Genomic DNA, 21,528 nt, shown 5'->3' with positions numbered 1-21,528 from the left:
CGGGCGAAAAGCCCAGCGGTCGCGGTCGTGCGCCCGTCGAGGAGGAGGACACGATGGAGACGTCGAACCTGCCGCTTGCCGGCATAAGGGTCATCGAACTGGCGCGGGTTCTCGCCGGGCCCTGGGCCGGCCAGATGCTGGCCGACATGGGCGCCGACGTCATCAAGATCGAAAATCCCGACGGCGGCGACGATACGCGCGCCTGGGGCCCGCCCTTCGTGACGGGCAAGGACGGCGAAAACCTTTCGGCCGCCTATTACCATTCGACCAATCGCGGCAAGCGCTCCATCGCCGTCGACCTCAAGACGGAGGAAGGCCGCCAGATCGTCCATCGCCTCATCACCACCGCCGACGTGGTGATCGAGAACTTCAAGGTGGGGGGCCTGACGAAATACGGGCTCGACTACCAGAGCCTTGCGAAGACGCACCCCAAGCTCGTCTATTGCTCCGTCACCGGCTTCGGCCAGGACGGGCCCTATGCCGCCCGTGCCGGCTACGACTACATCGTGCAGGGCATGTCCGGCTTCATGTCCGTGACCGGCGCACCGGATGGCGAGCCGATGAAGGCGGGCGTCGCCATCGCCGATATCTTCACCGGCATCTATGCCGTCACCGCCATCCAGGCCGCGCTCATCCATGTCATGAAGACCGGCAAGGGCCAGCATGTCGACATGGCGCTGCTCGACGTGCAGTCCGCCGTCATGGCGAACCAGAACATGAATTTCCTCGCCTCGGGCGTCGCCCCGAAGCGGCTCGGCAATGCCCATCCCAACATCTCACCGTATGAGGTCGTACCCACATCGGATGGGCACATCATCCTCGCCGTCGGCAATGACGGGCAGTTCCGCAAGCTCTGCGGCATCCTGAAGCTCGACGGCGTCGCGGAGGACGAGCGCTTTTCCACCAACCGCGCCCGCGTCGCCAATCGCGACGAGGTGCGCCGGCTTGTGACAGGCGCGACGGCCGGCATCAGCAAGGCCGATCTTCTGGCCGCCTGCGAGCGCGAGGGCGTGCCGGCGGGTCCGATCAACTCCATCGCCGAAACCTTCGACGACCCGCAGGTGAAGGCCCGGGGCCTGCGCATCGATCTGCCCGATACCGATGGCAATCTCATCCCCGGCGTGCGCACGCCCATCGTCTTTTCCGGCACGCCGCTCACCTACCACCGCCCGAGCCCGCGGCTCGGCGAACATACCGACGCCGTGATGGCGGAACTCGAAACGCTCGAAGCAGGAAAGAAAAGCGCATGAAGACCGGTGGCCAGTTGATCGTCGACGCCCTCGTTGCCAACGGCGTCAAGCGCGTCGCCTGCGTGCCGGGTGAAAGCTACCTCGCGGTGCTCGATGCGCTGCACGACACCAATGTCGACGTCGTCGTCTGCCGTCAGGAAGGCGGCGCGGCGATGATGGCCGATTGCTGGGGACGCCTGACGGGCGAGCCGGGCATCTGCATGGTCACGCGCGGCCCCGGCGCCACCAATGCATCGGCAGGCCTGCATATCGCACGGCAGGATTCGATCCCGATGATCCTCTTCATCGGCCAGGTGCAGCGCGATGCGCGCGAGCGCGAGGCCTTCCAGGAGGTGGAATACCGCCGCGCCTTCACCGAGGTCGCCAAATGGGTGGCCGAGATCGACGACGCCCGTCGCATCCCCGAATTCATCACCCGCGCCTTCGCCGTCGCCACCTCCGGCCGCCCCGGCCCGGTCGTGCTGGCCCTGCCCGAGGACATGCTGACGGACGAGGTCGAGGCGGTTGCGCCGCAGGCCTATATGCCGGTGGAGGCCCATCCCGGCCGCAAGCAGGTGGACGAACTCGCCGGCCTTCTCGAAACGGCCGAACGTCCCCTCGTCATCCTCGGCGGCACGCGCTGGTCGGACGAAAGCGTCGCCGGAATCACGGCCTTTGCCGAACGCTGGTCGTTGCCCGTTGCCTGCTCCTTCCGCCGCCAGATGCTGTTCGATCACCAGCACCCGAACTATGCCGGCGATTCCGGCATCGGCATCAATCCGACGCTCGGCAAGGAAATCCGCGAGGCCGACCTTATCGTGCTGCTCGGCGGCCGCTACTCGGAAATGCCGTCATCCACCTACAGCCTGATCAAGAGCCCCTACCCGCAGCAGAAGCTGGTGCATGTCTACCCCGACCCGTCGGAACTCGGCCGCGTCTACCGCCCGGATCTTGCGATCTGCGCCGCGCCGGACGATTTCGTCGCCGCGCTGGAAGGCCTCGCACCGAAATCCGCGCCGCGCTGGGCCGCCCGCACGGCCGCGATGCACGATGCCTATCTGGCATGGTCGACGCCGCCGATGACAGGCCCCGGCAATGTGCAGATGGGGCCGATCATGGCCTGGCTGGAAGAGAACACGGCCGAAGACACCATCTTCACCAACGGCGCCGGCAACTACGCCACCTGGGTGCACCGCTTCCATCGTTTCCGCCGTTTCGGCACGCAGGCCGCGCCGACCTCCGGCTCTATGGGCTATGGTCTGCCGGCCGCGGTCGCTGCCAAGCAGCTCCACCCGGAGCGTGAGGTCATCTGCTTTGCCGGCGACGGCTGCTTCATGATGCATGGGCAGGAATTCGCCACCGCCGTGCGCTACCAGCTTCCGCTCATCACCGTCGCCGTCAACAACGGCATCTACGGCACGATCCGCATGCACCAGGAGCGGGAATATCCGGGCCGCGTCAGCGCGACGGACCTCACCAACCCGGACTTCGCCGCCCTTGCCGTCGCCTATGGCGGTTACGGCGAGACGGTGGAAAAGACGGAAGACTTCGCCCCCGCCTTCCTGCGTGCCCGCGCCAGCGGCAAGCCGGCGATCATCGAAGTGAAACTCGATCCGGAAGCCATCACGCCGACGCGCACGCTCTCGGATATCCGCAGCGGCAAATAAGGCTTGGGGCGCAAGCGCCCTGATCCTGCAACTAGAACCTTCTCCCGCGCAAACGGGAGAAGGACGCCGAAGCGATGCCTCGGCTTGCTGCAAGGAACGCGATTTTCAGGAACCAGCGCAACGGGCCCTTCGCCCCGCCTGCGGGAAGAAGGGCTGGAGACGGTTGAGGGGCAGGCCCTCCCGTCTTATCCGCGCATATGCAGCGTCTGCTCGTAGGTCTTCGTCGAGCGCATGCCGGAGCGGCAATAGCCGAGCATCGGGCGCGGCAGCTCGTCGAGCGCGTCCACCATGCCGTTGACCGCTTCGGCCGTAACACCCATGGGGCCGACCGGCACATGGGCCGTCTCGATGCCGAGTTCCTGGGCACGGGCGGCGATGGTGGCAAATTCCGGCTGGCCGGCTTCCTCATGGTCCGGACGATGGCAGACGATGGACTTGAAGCCCATGGCGGCGATGGCATCGAGGTCGGCGACGGTGATCTGGCCGGAGACGGAATATTCGTCGTTGATCTCGCGGATATCCATGGGAGGTCCTTTCCGAAACAAGTGCGCTATCGTTTAAGCCCGTGCCGCCAAGGCGTCAATCGCGTGCGGCTAGCGGACCTCGAAGGCAAGGCCATAGCCCGCGCTTTCGCCGGGCGCGAAGTCCGGTGCATCGCCGGCCGCGATGAGGTCGGCGCGCGCGGCGAACCGGTGCGAGACCGGCTCGATGCCGAGCACCGCGCAACCGGGCGACTGGTTTCGCCAGACCTGCAGATAGGGCAAGGTATCGGTCCGGAAGCGGACATGCACGCTGCGCCCGCCGAGGCTGGCGATCGGCCCGACCGCGATCTCCGCCCAGCCATGCTGCGCCGTTTCCGCCGCCGGCACGCAGAAGATCTTCATGTCGCCCTCGTCGAAGCGCCAGGGAAGGCTGCCGCCCGGCAGCATCGCACCGGTCAGCCGGGTGTTTTCATCGAAAAGGCCCGTGCCGAAATTGATGTGATACATGCCGAAGCGCGGCCATGCCGTTTCGCCCGTATTGGTGATCGTGTCGTCGAGCGTGATATGTCCCGTCCGCCGGTCGGCACGCCAGCGGCGCGTAAGTTCCGCCCTGCCGCCATGGGCGAGCGCAACGGGAATGCGCCCCTCGCAGGCGATCTCCCCCTCGTCTTCCTCGATCAGGATATCCTGCGCCGGATGCGAGGAGAGCGAGCCGTGCAGCGGGTAGCGCCGCCCGTCGCTCGCCCCCTCGATCGGCACCGGATGGCGGATATGGTCCGGCCCGCAGGTGAACAGGAACCCCGGCAGCGCCTTGTCGATGCGCGGATCGCCATCGGAGGGAACCGCCGACCCCGGTGCGACATTGACCCCATGAAACACCGCACTGCCGACATCCAGCACCGATTGCGGCGTCAGGTCGATGCGGAAGGAATGGGCAGGCGTATCGGCAGTGAGGACGAAGGTCATCCGAGGCTCCGGCAAAGGGCAGACGGCGGCATGCTAGAAGCAAAATCCCGGCAACACCACGGGTCGCACGTCCTCCATCCCTATCTTTTCACGGAACCCTCGCGACCGATCACAAGTTTTTGCCCTCATTGTTGACGTTACGTTCACCATCGATTCAGTTTTTTCATATTAAGGTCCGAATTGAAGTGTTCCGTCCGCGCGATATATGCAATCTGGCAGGTCAAAATCGTGAATTCGATATTCAAAACAAGCATTTCGCTTCTTGCAGCGGCTTCCGTGCTCGGATTCGCGCTCACGCCTGCCGCAGCTCAGAGCCGCAATTCCCGCGACATGATCCTCGTTTCGCCGGAAGGTGACATCCTCGATTACGTGCCGGACGACGGCAGCGTGCGCTGGGCGCGCGACAATCGCGGCCGCAGCGTCCTCGTCGACAACTGGGGCAACATCGTCGCCACCGCCATGCCGGCGAACCGCGACTATGCCCGCGGCGACGACTATCGCCCGCGGCGCGATCGCTACCGCGCGGTGCCCGGTTATCCCGAAACGAACCCGGATTATTTCCCGCCGGCGCCCGAATCCGATTTCGGCGACGATCTGACGACGAGTTCCGTGCCGGAAATGCGCGAAGGCCTGCCGGGCAACATCGAACGCCAGCCCTTGCCGGACGGCGATTTCGGCGGCTCGCAGCCCCTGCCCGATTTCAACGGCGATGACAGCGCCGCGCTGCCCGAAAATGGCGTCGATCCGAATGCCGAATTCGTGCCCGGCCCGAAATTCGAGCCGGCCCAGGCGCTCGGCAAGATGTCCTCCGCCGAGATCACCGCGCTTCAGGTGTTCCTCGACCGGGAAGGCTTTTCGCCGGGCGTGATCGACGGCAAGAAGGGCTCCAACGTCACCAAGGCCATCGAGGCCTGGCAGACCGCGACGGGCGAAACGCTCGACCCGAACAATGCCGACGACATTCTGGAGCGCCTGCGCCTTTCCGGCGGTCTCGCCTTCACCACCTACGAGATCAGCGCCGCGGATGCGGCCGGTCCCTATGTGGCGGCAATCCCCGACGACTATGCCCAGAAGGCCGCTCTGCCGCATCTCTCCTTCACCTCGACGACGGAGATGCTCGCGGAAAAGTTCCACATGGACGAAGCCTATCTGAAGGAGATCAACCCCGGCGTCGACTTCACCATTCCCGGCACGATCATCAAGGTGGTCGCGACGGGCGAGAAGAAGACGGGCAAGGTCGCCAAGATCCTCGCCGACAAGGGCCGCAAGCAGGTGCTCGCCTATGATGCGAACGGCATGCTGATCGCCGCCTACCCGGCCAGCATCGGTTCGGCCGACACGCCGTCGCCGTCGGGCACGGTCACGGTGGAGCGCATCGCGCTCAATCCCGGCTATACCTACAATCCGAAGATCAATTTCCAGCAGGGCGCCAACAACAAGGTCCTGACCCTGCAGCCCGGTCCGAACGGCCCGGTCGGCACCGTCTGGATCGCGCTGTCCAAGCCCACCTATGGCATCCACGGCACGCCGGAACCCTCGAAGATCGGCAAGACGCAGAGCCACGGCTGTATCCGCCTGACCAACTGGGACGCCACGGAACTTGCCAAGATGACGAGCGCCGGCGTCACGGTCGAATTCGTCGACTGATACGCCCGCAGGCAAACGCGACAGGCAAAGATGAAAGCCGGTCCTCAGGGCCGGCTTTTTCCTTGGATGGCGCGATTTCGCCCCGAAGCGAACCGTAAATTGCCGCTTTTCCTGCCGAAGGAGCCGCATCGACATCAAGAACCGGTTTTCCATGCTGAAAAAACTTCGCCCCGCCCTCCTCAGCCTCGCGCTTGCCGGCGCCCTGCCGCAGGCCGCGTCCACCGCCGATCTCATGACCTTCTGGGACGCACCGCAAAAGGGCGGCAACAGCTTCAACGCCACTGCGCCCGACAAGGCCTATTTCGAGGCGCTGGCGGCAACCGGGGCCACCTGGGTGCGCCTCACCTTCAGCAAGTGGAAGGGCGAAGGCCGGGATTTCCTGATCGGTAACGCCGACGGCTACAAGGGCCTGCCGGCAAAGGATATCGCGACGCTGCGCAAGACGCTCGACGCCGCCCATGCCGCCGGCCTCAAGGTCGTGGTGACGCCGCTCAGCCTGCCCGGCGCCCGCTGGAAGCAGCAGAATGACGGCAAATTCGATGACCGGCTCTGGTCCGACCCTGCCTTCGCCGAACAGGCGGCGGCCTTCTGGCACGATCTTGCGGACGCCCTGAAGGACCATCCCGCCGTTGCCGCCTACAATCTCCTCAACGAGCCGGCGCCGGAAAAGACGACGGGCCTTGCCGAGAACGGCTCCATGGAAGACATCATCGCCTGGCAGGCGAAGAACGCGGACACCCCGCGTGATCTGCCGAAGCTCTATGCCCGCGTCATCGAGGCGATCCGCACCGTCGATCCCGTTACGCCTGTCATGGTCGATGGCGGCTACTATGCCAATCCGCGCGCCCTGGCGTCCTGGCCGAAGCGCCTTGCCGACGACAGGGTGCTCTATGCCTTCCACATGTACGAACCCTACGACGCGACGAGCGCGCCGAACATGAAGCGCAAGGCGCCGTTCCGCTATCCGGGCGTCGAGACGGACTATGCCGGCGGCAAGCTGACATGGGACGGCAAGGCCGTCGCCGACCATATCGGCACCGCCTTCGACTGGGCGAAGACCCAGGGTCTGCCGCCGACCCGCGTCGTCGCGGCCGAATTCGGCTGCATGCGCCTGTGGGCCGACTGCGGCGCCTACCTCACCGACGTCATGGACACGGTGGAGGCAAAGGGCGGCCATTGGGCCTTCTACTCCTTCCGCGAGGACGAATGGGAAGGCATGGACTATGAATTGCCGGCCAAGGTGAAGCCCGGCCAGTTCTACTGGCTTTCCGAACAGGGCAAGGCGGACACGCTGCCCCGCAACGGCAAGCTGATGGACCTTCTGAAGGCCCACATGCAGAAATGACAAAAGGCCGGGCAGCGCGAACTGCCCGGCCTTTTCGATAGGAGGGCCACTCAGGCCGCGCGTGTATAGCCCGAACCGACGGCCGGCTGCGCCGTACCGCCGGTGCGGAAGGCGCTGAGCTGGGCGGCGATGGAGGCGGCTTCCTGCGTCAGCGCCTGGCTGGCGGCATTGGCCTCTTCCACCATCGCGGCATTCTGCTGGGTGATCTGGTCCATGGCGTTGACCGCCTGGTTGACCGCCTGCAGGCCGGTCGCCTGCTCGGCCGTGCTGGCGCGGATGGCGTTGAACACGGCGCTGACCTCGACGACCTGCGACACGATCTGGCGCAGCGACTGCGCCACCTCGCCCACCGAGCGCACCCCGTCCTCGACCTGGCCGTGGGACTTGGCGATGAGGTTCTGGATGTCCTTGGCGGCATCGGCGCAGCGCTGGGCGAGCGCCCGCACTTCCGAGGCGACGACGGCGAAACCGCGGCCCGCCTCGCCCGCCCGCGCGGCCTCGATGCCGGCATTGAGCGCCAGGAGGTTCGTCTGGAACGCGATCTCGTCGATCACTTCGATGATATTGGCAATGGCGGCGGACGAAGCCTGGATCTCGCCCATGGCGGTGATCGCCTCCTCCACCACTTCGCCGCTACGCTGGGCATTGTCGCGTGCCGCCATGACGAGCGCGTTCGCCTCGTTGGCGCTCTGCGCCGTCTGGCGCACGGTGGTCGTCACCTGTTCGACGGCCGCCGCCGTTTCCTCGAGGTTTGCCGCCTGCCGCTCGGTGCGCTTGGCAAGGTCGTCGGAAGCAGCGGCGATCTCCCGGGCGCTGAGATGAATGGAACCGGCGCCGACGCCGATATTGCCGATGGCCTGCGACAGGGTGGAAATGGCGTGGTTGAAGTCCTCGCGCAGCGATTCATAGGCCTCCGGCAAGGCCCCGGTGATGCGCGTCGTCAGGTCGCCGTCGGAAATGCGCTTGAGCGCCGCACCGAAGGAATCGCTGACGAGCTGGCGCTCCTCGGCGAGAACCTGCGCCTGCACCGCCTGCTGCTTGGTCACGTCGGACGTGTCCTGATAGACGGAGATCGACAGGTCCATGTCGAGGAACATCGCCTTGAGCAGCGTGGAAAAGCGCGCGGCGAATTCTTCCGGGCCGATCTCCTGACGGGAGAAGAGCCCGCCCTTCGGCCACAGCGACTTCACGGCCTCCGTCAGCAGGTGCTCGACAATCAGCGCATAGCCGCCGATATACCAGCGCGGCGCAAGACCGATGCGGGCGTGCACATGGCCGATGGTCTGCACTTTGGAGGCATAGTCGCCTGTGAAATCGCCGGCCGCGATATTCGCCCAATGGCCGAGCTGGGCCGTCTTGGCGCGGTTCATATGCGCGTCGTTGGAAAAGAGGTGGCTTACCTCCGGGCTCTTGCGAACGATGGCATAGAACTTGTCGAGCGCCGGCCCCATTTCCTTTTCGATGAAGGGCTTCAGCGTGCGCAGGCGCTTCAGCGCCGCCTCGTCAAGGCCGAGATAGTCCAGGCGGCGCGCGATGTCGTGGCTCTGGCTGGCGGTCTGATGGGCTGGCTTCATTCTGGATGTATCCTGCAACGCGAAAAAACGGGAGGAAAGCAGCAAGGCTCCATCGGGACGGCCGCGCCGGGGCGGCGCATGCGAACCCGCAACCCATCATGGGTGCTGCCGAAGGCGCCGGGGCCTTCGCGGAACGGCTTTCTGACGAGATATCACTAGGTTAGTCATGGTAAATTGTTCATTACCAAGTCCCCGATCACGGATGTGAAAACGGCTGCGCACTTCGTCGCAGCCGTTCTTGTCGTTCGTCAAATTCTTGGACCTTACGCGGCGCGCTGTAGCGTGCGGAAGAAGCCGCGTTGCGTGGCGGTGCGCTTGCGCGTCGGCAGCAGGCGCAGCACCTCTTCGGCAAAGAGACGGGCATTCTCGCGCGCCTTGTCGAGATTGCTGACCTTCAGCGGATCCATCGAATAGAGCGTGCCGCCGCAGTCGAAGATGTCGCGGAAGGCGGTGCGCTCGCCGATGGGCGTGTCGAGCACGGTGACGCCGCGGGCCGAAAGCAACGTCTTGATCGCCGTCATCGCGCGGGTCGTGACCATCGAGTTCATCCGCGTCAGCACGACCGAATGGTTGATGCGGATGCCCGCCTTCTCGTCGAGTTGTTTCAGGAGCTCGAGGATCTGCGCCGCGCCGCGCGCATCCATCGCACAGCCCTGCACGGGGATCATCACATGGTCGGAAAGGCCGATGGCCGTTGCGACCAGCGCATCGCGCGCACCGGCGAGGTCGACGATGAAATAGTCCGTCGCCGCGCTGTTCTCGCGGATGTGCCCCTGGATGGAGGCCATGGAGACTTCCGAAATGACGGCGATGTTGCGCTGGCGGCCGGAAATCTCGTGCCAGTGGCTGATCCAGCGCTGCGGATCCGCGTCGAGAATGGTGACGCGGTGCCCCTGACTGGCAAGCTCGGTGGCCAGGATCAGCGCCGCGGTGGTCTTGCCCGCGCCGCCCTTGGCATTGGCAAATGTGATTACTGGCATGTCTTTCCTCATGAAGGCTGCGAGCTTCGTCATCGCTCTCGTCAGACGACCCCGTGGAAATGGCGCCTGCTTAATCAAACCTTTCAAAATAGGGTTAACAAAAAGGAAATTTCCATATCGCGAAGATTAATGAGACGGCCGGAAGATACCGTATCACGCGATAAAAAAGCCGGAGAAATCAACGGCCTCCGGGTCGATGTCATTTGTTAACGGTAAGAAATCAGGGGCCTGCCGGCGCACCGGCAAAGGCGGCGGCGGCCGAACCGGCGCGCATCGTGCCGGCCGGCTCCGACCGCTGGAGCCTGCGGCTCTCGCCGGCACCGACGAGCCGCAGCACGTCGTCGGCGAAGGCCCGCGCGTTCAGCACGTGTAGCGCGCAAATTCAAATGGCGCGGCGCGCAAATTCAAATGGCAGTAGATTTCCGATCTTGACGACATCCAGCAGGCCGCCCTATCTCCTCTCTGCGGCGAACATCTAGAAACTCTCGGGGGCGAGAACAGGATGTTGCAAGGCTATGGAATACGTCCCCAACCCTCTACCGCCCAGCAAGGGTCTAGAGGGCGAAGATAATTATCAAATCCTAGTTTATGATCGAGAGGGCGGCGACCTGCTTGGGGTTGCCCTGCGCACTGCGATCAATGGCGTCGTGCACGGGTCGCTACAAGCCGCCGTCGAAAAATATCCTGGCTGTTACCTGGTCGAAACCAACGGGCAATTTGTCACTGGCTCGATGACCGCGCCCACCGGCAAGCCTAATCCACTGGGCCTGATCGATCCGGGTGCAGGCATGACGCTCGAACATCTGCCGCAATGGTATGGCCTCGTGGCGCTTTGCCAGTGCGGCTACTACAATCACGTAGACCGCTATGCCCCGCACGTTGCGAGGTGGAAGGGGCACCTTTTCTCGACCATCGAAGCGAAACTCTCGTGCGATGATTGCAAGGTAAAGAAGCGGCCGAGGGGGAAGGTACAAATCAAGCTGTGCAAGCTGCCGCGATGACAAACCGTCCGAACCCAATCTGTGGAGCCAGCATGAACCTCGAAGACCGACCGACCACGCAAACGTCAGCGCATCTAGAAGAGGAGCGCTGCGAGCATCCGGGCTGCAACAAGCCGGGAGGTCTCGGATATCAGGCCGGGAAGCGCGATCAGCGGCGTACCTGGTGCCGCGAACATTACCCGTATTGGACGGCCGAAGAGCGGGCTCGCGGCCCACTCTACACACCGCCGGCAGCGTGAGGAGGCAAGGATCGATGTGCAATCTCTACCGCGCGCGAACGACGCAAGAGGAGCTCAGGACCTCAACCCGGGCAATGGTCGATGGCCTCGGCAACCTGGAGCCCGTGATCGATGTGTATCCTGACCGACTTGGCCCCATCGTTAGAAACAACGGCGGGCAGCGGGAAATGGTGCATGTGCGGTGGGGATTGCCCACGTCGCGGCAAGCGCTGTTCGAGGCGGCGACGAAGCGCGCCGACAAGCTGAGGGCCAAAGGCAAGGACGTCGATTTCGACGCCCTGTTACGAATGGAGCCGGATCGCGGCACGACCAACGTGCGCCGCACCGATTCCAAACATTGGACCCGCTGGCTGGGGGTGGAGCACAGATGCGTGGTGCCGTTCACGCGCTTCGCCGAGCCGGACCCGAATTGGGGCGAAGGAACGCCCAACGCGTGGTTCGCTTTGGACGAGACGGAGCCCCTAGCCTTTTTTGCCGGGATTTGGGTTCCTCAGTGGGAAAGTGTCCGAAAGATAAAGGATGGCCTTCAAACAATCGACCTCTACGGCTTCTTGACCACCGACCCCAACAACATTGTGAAGCCCATCCACTGGAAGGCGATGCCGGTCATCTTGCGCAAGGGCGAAGAGGTGGAGACGTGGCTCACGGCCGACTGGCCGGAGGCACGGGCGCTGCAGCGCCCACTGCCAGATGACGAGCTCGTCATAGTTCAACGCGGGCCGGTTACCCCATCAGGTGGGCTGCTTTGAGAGTTCGCCACGCATAAGCCGCAGCCAGGCTGACCACCCCGTTACCGGCCGCATCGGATCGGTCCATCCGATCGGCCACCCCATCAGCCAGTCCGAAAAACGCGGGTTGGACGTCAGGTCGCCGGCCGAGGATCTCGGCCCAGCCTGCAAAGTCAGATGGAGGGAGCGCGAAGACGGGAAGCTGAACGGCTTCGTCGGTCGCGCCCCGCAAGCCGCCATCAGCATCCAGATATGCATCCAGAGCCGCGTCGCCATCCGTATCGACAACTGACTGCCCGTCTGGGTCGGATCGTCCCGCATCCTGAACGTTCCGTTCACGAGCTCCAGATTGATCCTGTTGTTCGACAGAGACTTTGTCGGCGTGGGCCATAATGAAGAGCCGCCGACGCTGGTGGGATGCGCCAACTTCTGCCGCGCTGAACAAGCCCGCTTTGACGCGATAGCCCAGCTCGGAAAGCTCTCGGAAGACGGTGGCGGCTCCCAGGGACAAATGCCCTTCGACGTTTTCGAAGAAGCACCATTCGGGTGCCATCTCTTCGATGATGCGCCGGACGTGCGGCCAGAGGTGCCGGGGATCGTCCTCGCCGCGCCGGAGGCCGGCGAAGCTGAAGGGCTGGCAAGGATAACCGGCAGTGAGGAGATGAACGCGGCCGCGCCAAGGGCGGCCGTCGAAGGTGGTAACGTCAGACCAGACAGGAGCCTGATCCAGGGTCTCGTCTGCCATCCTCGCCACGAGAGTGGCCGCAACGAAGGCTTCCCGCTCGACGTAACAAACAGTTCGGTAGGAGGGCTCGGCGATGTGCACGCCGAGTTCGAGGCCACCGACGCCTGCGCAGAGCGCGACGCCGGTGAAGGTAGAAAGCTCAGGGGAATGAAGAGCCACACGCGTTGGTCCTTTTCGGTCGCTCCGGGCGATCGCTAAAGGGCTCGTATGGCCTCAGGTGATTGAGAGTGCCGCACCGGCGGCACTTGATTTCGATATCTCCGGCGATGGCGTTTTGTCTAGCCCGAAAGAGCAGAGCACGGCAGGAGCCGCAGCGAACGTTCCTCATGCCTTGCCTCCGGTGATGATCACCTCACGCACCGCCTTGTTCCGGCCCTTGCCGGAAACGGAATAGCTGCAGTCGACCTCCTCGATCTCGAAGCCCTCGAAGGTTTCGTAGACGCCGGGATGGGCGTTCAAGGACACGATGAAGCGGCTTTGAAGCCCCTTCAAAGTTTCGGCCATCTCCGCGAACTCGGCGCGGCTGAACACGTCCTTGCCGTAGTCGCCCTCCGATCCCCAATAGGGTGGATCGAGGTAGAAGAGCATGCCCGGCCGATCGTAGCGCTTCATGAAGGTGCGCCAGGGCAGGCATTCGATGACGACACCCGCGAGGCGTTCGTGGATGTCCTCCAGGAGCGGCACCACCTTCAAGAGATTGAAGCGCGCGCCGCCAGTTCTCGTGATGCCGAAGCTCCGGCCGACTGTCTTCCCGCCGAACGCCAACCGCTGCAGGTAAAGAAACCGAGCTGCCCGCTCCAAATCGGTCAACGTTGTCGGGTCCGTCTTCAGGAGACGTTCGTATTCTCGCCGGCCCGTGACTTGGAACCGCAGCACCTCCATGAACTGCGGATAGTGCCGCTGCAGGATGCGAAAGAGGTTCGCGACGTCCCCGCTGATATCGTTGATCGCCTCCATGCGGGGCGCCAGCGATCGGCGGAGGAAAATGCCGCCCATTCCGACGAAGGGCTCGGCATAACCGTCATGAGGTGTTGCGTTGATCTTGCGGATGATCGTCTTGGAAAGCACGCGCTTGCCGCCGATGTAGGGGGCGGCGGGGGAAACCGGGGTGACCGGTTGCATATTCATCATTTCAAAAACCACACGACTCAGTCACACGTGATCCGCCCTGCAGGGTACGGGTGCGACGGTTGTGTTTTGCTGCTGTCGGACGGGTCAGGTCGCCAAACTTAGGCCCGTCGCTTGAGGCGTTTGCGCGCCTCGGCCGCCCGGTCATTTCGGGCGGCGAGCTTTCAGAACGTGGCGGCCCAGATCCAGAGATCGTCGAACTGCTCGGCCGGGATCGCCAGGAGGCCCGCCAGATCGTCCATGGCGGGGTGGCCGCGCTCGAAGGTCGTTGCCTCGGTGATCTCGATGCGAAGGTCGGATGCCGCCTCCTGATCCTCCATCACGTCGACGAGGGCGAGCACCTGGACCTTGGTGATGCCGATCCGCGAGGCGACCAGCCAAAGCTGACGAGGCGAAAGCGGCACGAGCCGGGCGGCGCGAGCCTCCGCCGCCTTTTGCTCGGCCGTGATGATCTGAGACGGATCAGGCTTCCACATCGGGTATCTCCATCCATAGTTCCACGTCCTCAATTTCGCCCGTGTACCGCCAGTCATCCAAATGGTTGAGCCGCAGTTCCGGGTGATCGTCCGTCCACATCACCCGCCCGTCAGGATCAAACGTTGCGACGTAGTGCTCACCGCCAGCGAGGACCACGAAGCGACGTGCGCCCCATGCGCGGCCGTCGTTTTGAGGGAGGGCCTTACTTGCGTCATTCCACATCGGTGGTCTCCTCTTCAGACAATTCCGCCGGCGGCTCAAAGTGCACAGGCGGCGGCGGATCGGCGGGCAACTCCAGTGGGCCGTCCGGCGGGTCGATGAGCGGTTCGGGAAATGCGACGGCCTGCGATGGCGATGGGCCACATGGCAGACCGAGCGGAATATGGAGAACGCCGTCGATCCGCTCTACCGGGCCGGCGAACCAATTACACGGCACAATACCGACCGGAATGGTTGCGCCATCCGGCAGGCTGGAGAAGTCAAAGGCCTCACCATTGATGATCAGCACATCGCCATACTTCACAACCTGAAGAGTGTCGTCACGCATCTGCGGAGATAGCGAAATTCGCATCAGAACCACCTTCCTAGTGCGATTGCATGCATTCTGAATTTGTCATTGGCCTGAATGACCCCGGTCGGACTGTTGGCCCATATATTTGACCCGGTATTGCTATCATCGCTGGTCTTGGTGGCCATGCTTTCAGCCCTAGCTGTCCCGCCCGCCCAGTCCCTCGTTGCCGTAACGCTAAGCGTGGGAGTTGCGGCAAACGCCGCCGGGAAGAACCAGAAATTCGCAATGGTAGTCGTGCTCGTAATGACGGTCGCCTCACGATAGGACCACAGAATTTGAGTGCCATCGGCAAGCCGGATGCCTTCGCCGTTAGCATTGCTCACCCGCTGCATGCTAGCGCCGGTCGGCACGCCGCCGGTTTGCGACACGGTGCCAACTACCGTTGATCCGGCTGCCGCCCATGCGGTCCAGGAGCCATCGTTGTTTCGATAGCGCTTCATGGACAGCTGCTGCGTCGTGAATGCTCCCCATGCTATCTGGACGGCGTGAGAGCCGTTCGGCCAATACAGTGTAAAGACAAACCAGTACGACGCACCCGGCGGCCTATTTGATGTCGTGTCAGATGCGACCGTCCAGCCGCTATCCATCACCGAATTGCAGTCAGCGACGACCGGCGCGAGGCGGGCCACCCCGGCCGAGATGCCGAGCGTCAGCAGCATCGAGGCGACGGTCGGATCGTCAAGCAACGCTCTGGCCTGTGCCGTCACAGTTGCTAGGGCGGCAGTCCCAGGACCAGTGAAGAACGGGAATGTATCCGCGATCGGGTTGAGACCCGCCAGCGCATCAACGTTGCCGCTGGCCAGTTTCGTGAGCAGTTCTTTCGTCTTCTGCTGGTAACCGACCGCATCGAGCACCGCCCACGCTTCGTAATACGCTCCGGCGGCGGTGGCGCCGGGCCAGTTGCGCGCCAGGGTAAGGGTGGTGTTGCTACCGATGGATTGAATACGGCAACTCACGCCGTTGACCCAGAGGATGTCGCCGGGCTCGACATTGCCGACCCAAAACGTCCCGACCCCAACCACGTTGGCGGAGCCGGCCGTCACCGTCACCGTGCCGACATTATAGTGCGTCGCGAAGGTCATTCGGCCGGCTCCTCGATGACAGTTTCGGCGGACCGGACAGGCGGCATCATAGCGATGATCGCATCCAGTTGCGCCTGCAGGGCGGTGAGCTGCTCGGCCGCCTCCTTCTTCACGTCGTCCAGTTCGGCGGTCTTGGCGAGCAGGTCCGCCTTCAGGTGCTCAATGCACTGCGCCTGGAGAAGGCCACGGTTGCGGAAGTAGCCCTCAAGCGCCGCCGCTTCTTGCGCCTGGACTTCCGGGGTGATGACGAGCTGTTGCTGTTCCATGGTGCCTCCTATGCCGGGATGCCGAGGATGAAATACCGGATGCCGTAGAGCGGCGACGGGTCGTACCGGTAGGTGATGATGTCGTTCGTGAAATCGGACGGCCCGGCGTAAAAGCGCCGGATCGGATTGCCGACGAAGGTGCGAAAACGGGCCTGGTTGGCGGACAGCTCGCAATAGGTGCTGTCGCCGCCCTGCTGGTAGGTCCACCCGACCTTGTAGCTCCCGATGACGTTGGTGAACGGCTGGCGGACAAGCTTGCTGTAGGAAAGGACGTAGGGCGACGGCGTCGTCGCTCCGCTGGCTCCATGGACAGTCATATACTTGACCATCGGAAAACAGCCGTTGCCGTTAAAATCGACGACGTGCGTCAGGTCGCCCGCGCCCACGCCGATGAAGCCCTGCGCGAGGATCTGGATGCACGGCCAGCGGCTGTCGATGACGATATCGGCCCAGTTCGGGTTTGCGGCCGCACCCGGCCGGAGGATTTGGAAGACTTCCTGCGAACCATCGTTGAACTGGCGCAGCACATCGTTTGCTCCGCTGGTCGGCGCGTCGGTGCCGATCGCGTAGACAATGAAACGGGCCCGGCAGGCCGCGAACGTGTTGTTAAAATAGATGCGCGACCCGTCGAACCAGTACTCAGCCCCAAAGGGCGTGGCCACTGGATTGGCGGGATACAAGATCACGCTGCCCTGGTAGAAATGCACGTCCGCGACGGCGCCGGCCGGAATGGTGACGCCGATGTCATAATAGGAGACGCCCGCCGGGCAAGCGACGTCGGCCGCGCCGATGACCTTGGTCGGGTGCCTCGCCGTATCGAGCGCCATCTGTGTCGGCGTCGCGGTCCGGGCATCGAAACCGGGCTTAGCAATGCGTACGCCGGCGCTGTCGATCTCGATGGCATGCTGTCCGGACACAGGGGCGACCGGTGCGCCATCGAGCACGGCCGTCTCATCGCCGGGCAAGCGCCATACGACCAGGTTGTTGTAAAACACCTCGTTGGTCACGCCGGCGGGCTGACTAAAATAGTTGGTGACGACCGAGCCGGAGGAGATCGAGCCGGTGGTGCTGTTGTAGGCCACCGTCATGCCCTTGCCCCAGCCCGCCCATTCCCGGCCGGCCGTGCGCCAGTTGCCGCCACGGTTTTCGTATCCGGCGAGCACTTCGCTGACCAAAGAACCGATAAACCGGCCGTTCGAAATCCGCCGCGACTTCACCTCGCAGAGCGGCAAGTCGTATTCAAACGGCAGCGTTGGGAAGTGCGCCTTGCGGAAATAGCTCGTCTGGCCGGCCGGATAAGTCAGCTCCGAATACTTGGTGTAGTTCGTCAGGCCGGTGCCGGCCGGCCAGAACGTCGAAGCGCCGACCTGGTCCATCATGTCGATGCCGGAAAGTTTGTAGTCGGCCGCCCATTTGCTGTTGAAGAGGAACGAGCCGACATTGCTGTCAGGCTCCGTCACAGGGTCGATCGTGCCCTTGGTGATCTTGAGCGACTGCACGCCGGCATAGTCAAATCCGAAAAGAACTGCCGTCATGATTTGAAGATCAACCTCCCGTTATCGAGGTCGAAATCGACCTTCGAATTGAGGGACAGCAGACGGCCGCTGCGGATAGTGCCGATGTAGGCAAGGATCATGCGCACGATGCCGCCGGAGACCGCGAAGACCGGCTCGCGGCCGGTGCCGTTGCGAACATAGAAGGCGTCCGCCTCGACCACCGCGATGCTCTTTCCACCGGCAATCGCCTCCAAGAAAAGAGCCGCTGCCGAACTGCCCTCGACACCATCCGCTGCGGCCGAGAGGCCGATGCGCGAGCGCGAGCCGGCCGGCGTCGCCTCGACCGAGATCCTGAACATGCCGTTGGCGGAAAACTTGCCGACCGTCGTGGTGAGTGACGTCAACGAATTGGCCGTCGCCGTCAGGGTGTTGCCCTGTTGCGTGACCTGCGTCTGCAACAGGTCGAGAGCAGCGGCCGAGGCCTTGCTGCCGACCGTGGTGGTAAGATCCACGAGGTTTTGGGACAGCGTGCTGATCTGGCCCTCGGCCGTTGTGACGCGCGTCGTCGTCGCGACAAGCGCGGCTGCGGTCGCCTTGAGGCCGCTTGTCTGGTCGAACACCGCCGCATTGAGGGCGGTCAGGCTCTGCGCGATCGCGGACCCGGCGCCGGTGGCCGCGAGCAGCTCGGCCGTCGCCTTGGCACTGACGCCCTGCGCCGTGGCCGTGACCTCCTGGCGGACCATCTGGACCTGCGCATAGCGGCCGACATCGGCGTCGATGTCGAGAAGGACATTCTTCCGCGAGCTTTCGATGAGGTCGCGCGTGCCGGTGCCGAGCCATTCGTGAAGGCCCTTCAAACGCTCCTGCACCTCTTCGATTACGCCGGGCAGGAACACGTCCTGGTCGCCAAGCCGGATGTCATCGACGATGACTTCTATGTCGGCGCACCATTCGGTCGGACGGTTGCTGCCCGGCACGAGGCGGCCACGGACGAGATAGCCGCCCGCCGGCACGCACCAGGCGCCCGACAACAGCCATGTGTATGCGCCGCCCGAACCGGGTTTCGGATAGGGCGCGCTGGCGGCATTGTCGAAGACCAGGGCGAGCGTCGTCTTGACGCGGATCTGGATGTGGATCGCGGTGACGTCGTCGAGGTCCGGCGGGCAGCCGACCAGGATGGCCGGACGGCGGGCATTGCCGGCGCTGTCGTTGATAGACGACTTGACGGCCGTGAAACCTGCCAGCACCTGGACCGGCGTCGGGATCGGTCCGGTGGGACCGGTGACCGGCGGAAGATAGCCGGGCTTAGGGTCATAGTCGGACGGGTCCAACTCCTGGTACGTCACTTCCCAGAGGCAACCGGTCAGGCGCCGGATTTGGGAAATGATGAACTTCTTATTCCCGTAGCTGTTGCGGTCGCTGGTGTAGGCGATGACGTCGTTCGGCTCCAGCGGCCGAGCGCTCGGCGGCAGGACCTGCCGGTGGGTGCGCCAGCGCTGGGCCTCATCGATCATCGTGGCGCTGATGGCGTCGACCTGGGCGGCATCGCTGACGACTTCCAGATTGACGTCGATCGCCAGCTCCTCGCCGCCGTCGCGCTCCACGAGCGCGGCCGCGCTGCGCGCCTTGCCTTCCTTGGGGCGCCAGCCGGTCGCGGGCTCGGGATAGGTCGGACGGATCGTGTTGACGCGGCGCTTCGTGCTCGGGAACGGCTCGAAATCCTGATCGCGCGTCACAACGACGGTTTCGTCGGTCATCGTCCAGACGGCGGCGGCCGGAGCGCCGACCAGCATCTTGAGCGAGCCACCGACTTCGGCATAACGGCCAGCGCATCCGGCGCGGAACTTTTCGAGGATCGAGAGGCCGCTTTCCTCAACGCGGACCTCAAGCCCACCTCGGAACTGGCGGCGGCCGCCGCCCATGTCGCGCTCGGCTTCCGTTATCGCGGCCATCCAGGACGATGCCGGCAGACGATGGTGCGCAAAGTTGCGACCGCCGTGCACCCATCGGCCGTTGTAGTAGAGGCCGCGCGCCACGTTGTAGGCCATGACGGGAAGGATGTCGGACGGCTCCCAGGTCGATGGGTCCTCCCATCGATGGGTGCCGCTGCCGCCTTTGCTGCTGTCCTTGCAGAGGTTGTAAAGCCGCATGGGTGCGGGCCGGAAGAGCATTTCCGGCAGGCCGGACCTGAAGACCTCGTCGTTGCGGCGCAGGGTGACAATGACGGCCTGGCAGCCGCGGCCGATCATGGTGGGCTTCCACGGGCGTTCGGCGGCGGCGAACTTGGCAAGCAGGTACGGGTGCGCAGCCGTCTGCGTGCCATCGAGATAGTGGACCCAGAAATTGTCGCGGCCGTTCACGCGATATTCCAGCACCGGGTAACCGCGGCCTTCCGGGTCCGGTTCCGCCCAGAGGATGGTCACATAACGATCGGCGATCCGCAGCTCCTGCAGGCCGGTCGGCCCTGCATGTGACGGCAGGAACGAGATCTCGCGCACGTCGACCAGGAAGGCGTTGGGGGTCTTTCCGTCTTCCCCCCACGATCCGGCGTAGTTTCGCCGGCCGGCCGTGGGATGCGTCCCGATGAGGTAGGAGCGAGACAGCGTATCGCCCATCTGCATCTGCAGCGTGACGCCGCGGCTCTGCTCATTGGCTTTCCGGGCCGCTTTCTTCGCGCGGTACTGTTCCAGGAGCCCGCTGCCGACGTTGATCGCCAGCATGACGCCGAACTTCAGGAACACGCTTGCACCGGCCCACCAGGAGGAGACGGCGGCGATCGCCGCGCCGATGGGCGCGGCCTCGGCCGACGACGAAAGGGTCAGGAACAGGAAGAGGAAAAGCAGAACCCTGATCACGTCAGCCCACCTTGAAGCAGACTTCGGCATCGAGGAGATCGACGGTGCCATAGCCGATATCCATGAGCACCAGGATGCGCTCCCCGTTGACGACGCCGAGGGCGTGACCGATGGGGCCGTCCATGCGGATCGCGGCGATATCGCCAAGCTGCGCCTGGCTCGGATGCACCGCCGGCAGAAGGCTGGCCACAAGGTCGCCGAGTGAGGCAAAGCCGTGGCTTCGGATCAGACGGGCAGCGGACGCCGCATCGTGGTACTCGCCGTCATACTGCGCGCCGATATCGACCCCGGTGACGGCCATGACCACTCGGGCGGCGAGGCCGCGGCCACAGTCGTGAGTGTGCCATTCGAACGGGCGCAGGCGGATATCGTCCATCACGGCTTCAAGCCGCGAGCGCCAGTTCGGCAGACGGGTGAGCGCGGCCGGGGTCATGCCTGACCCCACTTGACGTCCCACGTCTCGACCGCGCCGGCATAGAGGTTCCATTCGTCGCCGTCGCGCTCGAGCTGCGCTTCGTACGAGGACTTTTCCGGGTTGCCGCGATCCAGCAGCGCCATCATTTCCGAGACGCACTTCAGCGCGACGCTGCCCTGGCCGCCGATACGCGGTATTTTGATCGGGGCGCCGTCGACGATCCCCTGAAACACCGGCAGATCGGGATCGAGAGGACGGCCGGTCTCCGGCGACATCAGGATCTCGTGAACTTCGATCGGTGCGTCCGCCACGTCATGGGTGCGCACGGCGACGCGCACGGCGTCGGCAAGCTCGGACACGTCGATGGACAAAGTCTCGACCGTGAGGCCCGAGGTGCGGACGATATCGCCGAGCTTGATCGGCGCGCCGCCATAGTACGGCCGGGTGACGGTCAAGCCGTCGCGGCCCCGGATGACAGAGAGGTTCGCGTCCTCTTCTCCATCCCACCAGCCGATGGTCTCGACGGCGCCGGTCGCACGGTTGCGGGCCTCGACCCAAATGGCGATGCGGACGACAAGACCATCGGCGGGAGCGGCTGCGAGCGCGGTCGTGTAGGAAAGCGGCTGGCTGCGCAT

Annotated in this window: 23 protein-coding genes; 6 read left to right on the top strand and 17 right to left on the bottom strand. The window is 64.2% G+C overall.

Translation table 11 applies throughout. From position 1 onward, the window contains the following. Nucleotides 1-53 precede the first annotated feature (53 nt). Both V8U06_RS01285 and V8U06_RS01280 read left to right on the top strand, forming a co-directional pair. Nucleotides 54-1,250 (top strand): CaiB/BaiF CoA transferase family protein, encoded by a 1,197-nt coding sequence (locus tag V8U06_RS01285; protein ID WP_427139176.1) that lies wholly within the window; start codon nt 54-56, stop codon nt 1,248-1,250. Continuing rightward, nucleotides 1,247-2,896 (top strand): thiamine pyrophosphate-binding protein, encoded by a 1,650-nt coding sequence (locus V8U06_RS01280; protein ID WP_427139175.1) that lies wholly within the window; start codon nt 1,247-1,249, stop codon nt 2,894-2,896. Before V8U06_RS01285 ends, V8U06_RS01280 begins: the two co-directional genes overlap by 4 nt. A gap of 185 nt (nt 2,897-3,081) precedes the next feature. Here the strand turns inward: V8U06_RS01280 and V8U06_RS01275 are convergent, their stop codons facing one another. Further along, nucleotides 3,082-3,420 carry a TIGR01244 family sulfur transferase gene (locus tag V8U06_RS01275; protein WP_427139174.1) on the bottom strand — a complete coding sequence of 113 codons (339 nt, stop codon included), beginning with the start codon at nt 3,418-3,420 and terminating at the stop codon, nt 3,082-3,084. Nucleotides 3,421-3,489: 69 nt separating this feature from the next. Beyond that, complete coding sequence (locus V8U06_RS01270; protein WP_427139173.1) at nt 3,490-4,344, bottom strand: DUF4432 family protein; 855 nt, start codon at nt 4,342-4,344, stop codon at nt 3,490-3,492. Nucleotides 4,345-4,674: 330 nt separating this feature from the next. Here V8U06_RS01270 and V8U06_RS01265 point away from each other — a divergent pair, with 330 nt between their 5' ends. Both V8U06_RS01265 and V8U06_RS01260 read left to right on the top strand, forming a co-directional pair. Then, nucleotides 4,675-5,991 carry a L,D-transpeptidase family protein gene (locus V8U06_RS01265; RefSeq protein WP_427139557.1) on the top strand — a complete coding sequence of 439 codons (1,317 nt, stop codon included), beginning with the start codon at nt 4,675-4,677 and terminating at the stop codon, nt 5,989-5,991. 151 nt (nt 5,992-6,142) lie between these two features. Further along, nucleotides 6,143-7,336 carry a glycoside hydrolase family 5 protein gene (locus V8U06_RS01260; protein WP_427139172.1) on the top strand — a complete coding sequence of 398 codons (1,194 nt, stop codon included), beginning with the start codon at nt 6,143-6,145 and terminating at the stop codon, nt 7,334-7,336. 50 nt (nt 7,337-7,386) lie between these two features. On the opposite strand, the gene V8U06_RS01255 is transcribed toward V8U06_RS01260, so the two are convergent. From V8U06_RS01255 to V8U06_RS01245, 3 genes are all read right to left on the bottom strand, one after another. Beyond that, nucleotides 7,387-8,910: a methyl-accepting chemotaxis protein gene (locus tag V8U06_RS01255; protein ID WP_427139171.1), complete on the bottom strand. Its 1,524-nt coding sequence runs from the start codon at nt 8,908-8,910 to the stop codon at nt 7,387-7,389. A gap of 263 nt (nt 8,911-9,173) precedes the next feature. After that, a complete protein-coding gene (locus tag V8U06_RS01250) occupies nt 9,174-9,890 on the bottom strand; it encodes an AAA family ATPase (protein WP_427139170.1) in 717 nt (238 codons plus the stop codon). A 220-nt stretch (nt 9,891-10,110) separates the two neighbouring features. Beyond that, nucleotides 10,111-10,257, bottom strand: a complete 147-nt coding sequence (locus V8U06_RS01245; RefSeq protein WP_427139169.1) for a hypothetical protein — start codon at nt 10,255-10,257, stop codon at nt 10,111-10,113. A gap of 148 nt (nt 10,258-10,405) precedes the next feature. Between V8U06_RS01245 and V8U06_RS01240 the strand changes: the two genes are divergently transcribed. Together V8U06_RS01240 and V8U06_RS01235 are read left to right on the top strand one after the other, a co-directional pair. Then, the gene (locus V8U06_RS01240) at nt 10,406-10,891 is read left to right on the top strand and encodes a hypothetical protein (RefSeq protein WP_427139168.1); all 486 of its coding nucleotides are present in this window, start codon (nt 10,406-10,408) and stop codon (nt 10,889-10,891) included. Between the two features lie 253 nt (nt 10,892-11,144). After that, complete coding sequence (locus tag V8U06_RS01235; protein ID WP_427139167.1) at nt 11,145-11,879, top strand: SOS response-associated peptidase; 735 nt, start codon at nt 11,145-11,147, stop codon at nt 11,877-11,879. Here the strand turns inward: V8U06_RS01235 and V8U06_RS01230 are convergent. From V8U06_RS01230 to V8U06_RS01175, 12 genes are all read right to left on the bottom strand, one after another. Beyond that, nucleotides 11,854-12,762 (bottom strand): DNA cytosine methyltransferase, encoded by a 909-nt coding sequence (locus V8U06_RS01230; RefSeq protein ID WP_427139166.1) that lies wholly within the window; start codon nt 12,760-12,762, stop codon nt 11,854-11,856. The two genes, V8U06_RS01235 and V8U06_RS01230, sit on opposite strands and share 26 nt — an antisense overlap. Continuing rightward, a complete protein-coding gene (locus tag V8U06_RS01225) occupies nt 12,743-12,931 on the bottom strand; it encodes a Com family DNA-binding transcriptional regulator (protein ID WP_427139165.1) in 189 nt (62 codons plus the stop codon). Before V8U06_RS01225 ends, V8U06_RS01230 begins: the two co-directional genes overlap by 20 nt. Beyond that, nucleotides 12,928-13,734, bottom strand: a complete 807-nt coding sequence (locus V8U06_RS01220) for a DNA adenine methylase (protein ID WP_427139164.1) — start codon at nt 13,732-13,734, stop codon at nt 12,928-12,930. The genes V8U06_RS01225 and V8U06_RS01220 overlap by 4 nt, the downstream gene beginning before the upstream one ends. 161 nt (nt 13,735-13,895) lie before the next feature. Continuing rightward, a complete protein-coding gene (locus V8U06_RS01215; RefSeq protein ID WP_427139163.1) occupies nt 13,896-14,207 on the bottom strand; it encodes a hypothetical protein in 312 nt (103 codons plus the stop codon). After that, nucleotides 14,194-14,430 (bottom strand): hypothetical protein, encoded by a 237-nt coding sequence (locus V8U06_RS01210; protein WP_427139162.1) that lies wholly within the window; start codon nt 14,428-14,430, stop codon nt 14,194-14,196. Before V8U06_RS01210 ends, V8U06_RS01215 begins: the two co-directional genes overlap by 14 nt. After that, nucleotides 14,420-14,779: a hypothetical protein gene (locus V8U06_RS01205; protein WP_427139161.1), complete on the bottom strand. Its 360-nt coding sequence runs from the start codon at nt 14,777-14,779 to the stop codon at nt 14,420-14,422. The genes V8U06_RS01210 and V8U06_RS01205 overlap by 11 nt, the downstream gene beginning before the upstream one ends. Beyond that, complete coding sequence (locus V8U06_RS01200; RefSeq protein WP_427139160.1) at nt 14,779-15,861, bottom strand: hypothetical protein; 1,083 nt, start codon at nt 15,859-15,861, stop codon at nt 14,779-14,781. Before V8U06_RS01200 ends, V8U06_RS01205 begins: the two co-directional genes overlap by 1 nt. Next, entirely contained in the window at nt 15,858-16,127 is a 270-nt protein-coding gene (locus tag V8U06_RS01195; protein WP_427139159.1) for a hypothetical protein, read from the bottom strand. Before V8U06_RS01195 ends, V8U06_RS01200 begins: the two co-directional genes overlap by 4 nt. A gap of 8 nt (nt 16,128-16,135) precedes the next feature. Continuing rightward, a complete protein-coding gene (locus V8U06_RS01190) occupies nt 16,136-17,662 on the bottom strand; it encodes a hypothetical protein (RefSeq protein ID WP_427139158.1) in 1,527 nt (508 codons plus the stop codon). After that, nucleotides 17,659-20,478, bottom strand: coding sequence for a phage tail protein (locus V8U06_RS01185; protein ID WP_427139157.1), 2,820 nt, complete (start codon nt 20,476-20,478; stop codon nt 17,659-17,661). The genes V8U06_RS01190 and V8U06_RS01185 overlap by 4 nt, the downstream gene beginning before the upstream one ends. A gap of 1 nt (nt 20,479) precedes the next feature. Beyond that, nucleotides 20,480-20,911 (bottom strand): DUF6950 family protein, encoded by a 432-nt coding sequence (locus V8U06_RS01180; protein WP_427139156.1) that lies wholly within the window; start codon nt 20,909-20,911, stop codon nt 20,480-20,482. Further along, a complete protein-coding gene (locus tag V8U06_RS01175; RefSeq protein WP_427139155.1) occupies nt 20,908-21,528 on the bottom strand; it encodes a hypothetical protein in 621 nt (206 codons plus the stop codon). Before V8U06_RS01175 ends, V8U06_RS01180 begins: the two co-directional genes overlap by 4 nt.

Source organism: Shinella sp. G-2 (genome assembly GCF_050172695.1).
Lineage (GTDB): Bacteria > Pseudomonadota > Alphaproteobacteria > Rhizobiales > Rhizobiaceae > Shinella.
Note: the sequence above shows the minus strand (reverse complement) of the source record. Positions and strands in the feature narration are given on the sequence as shown.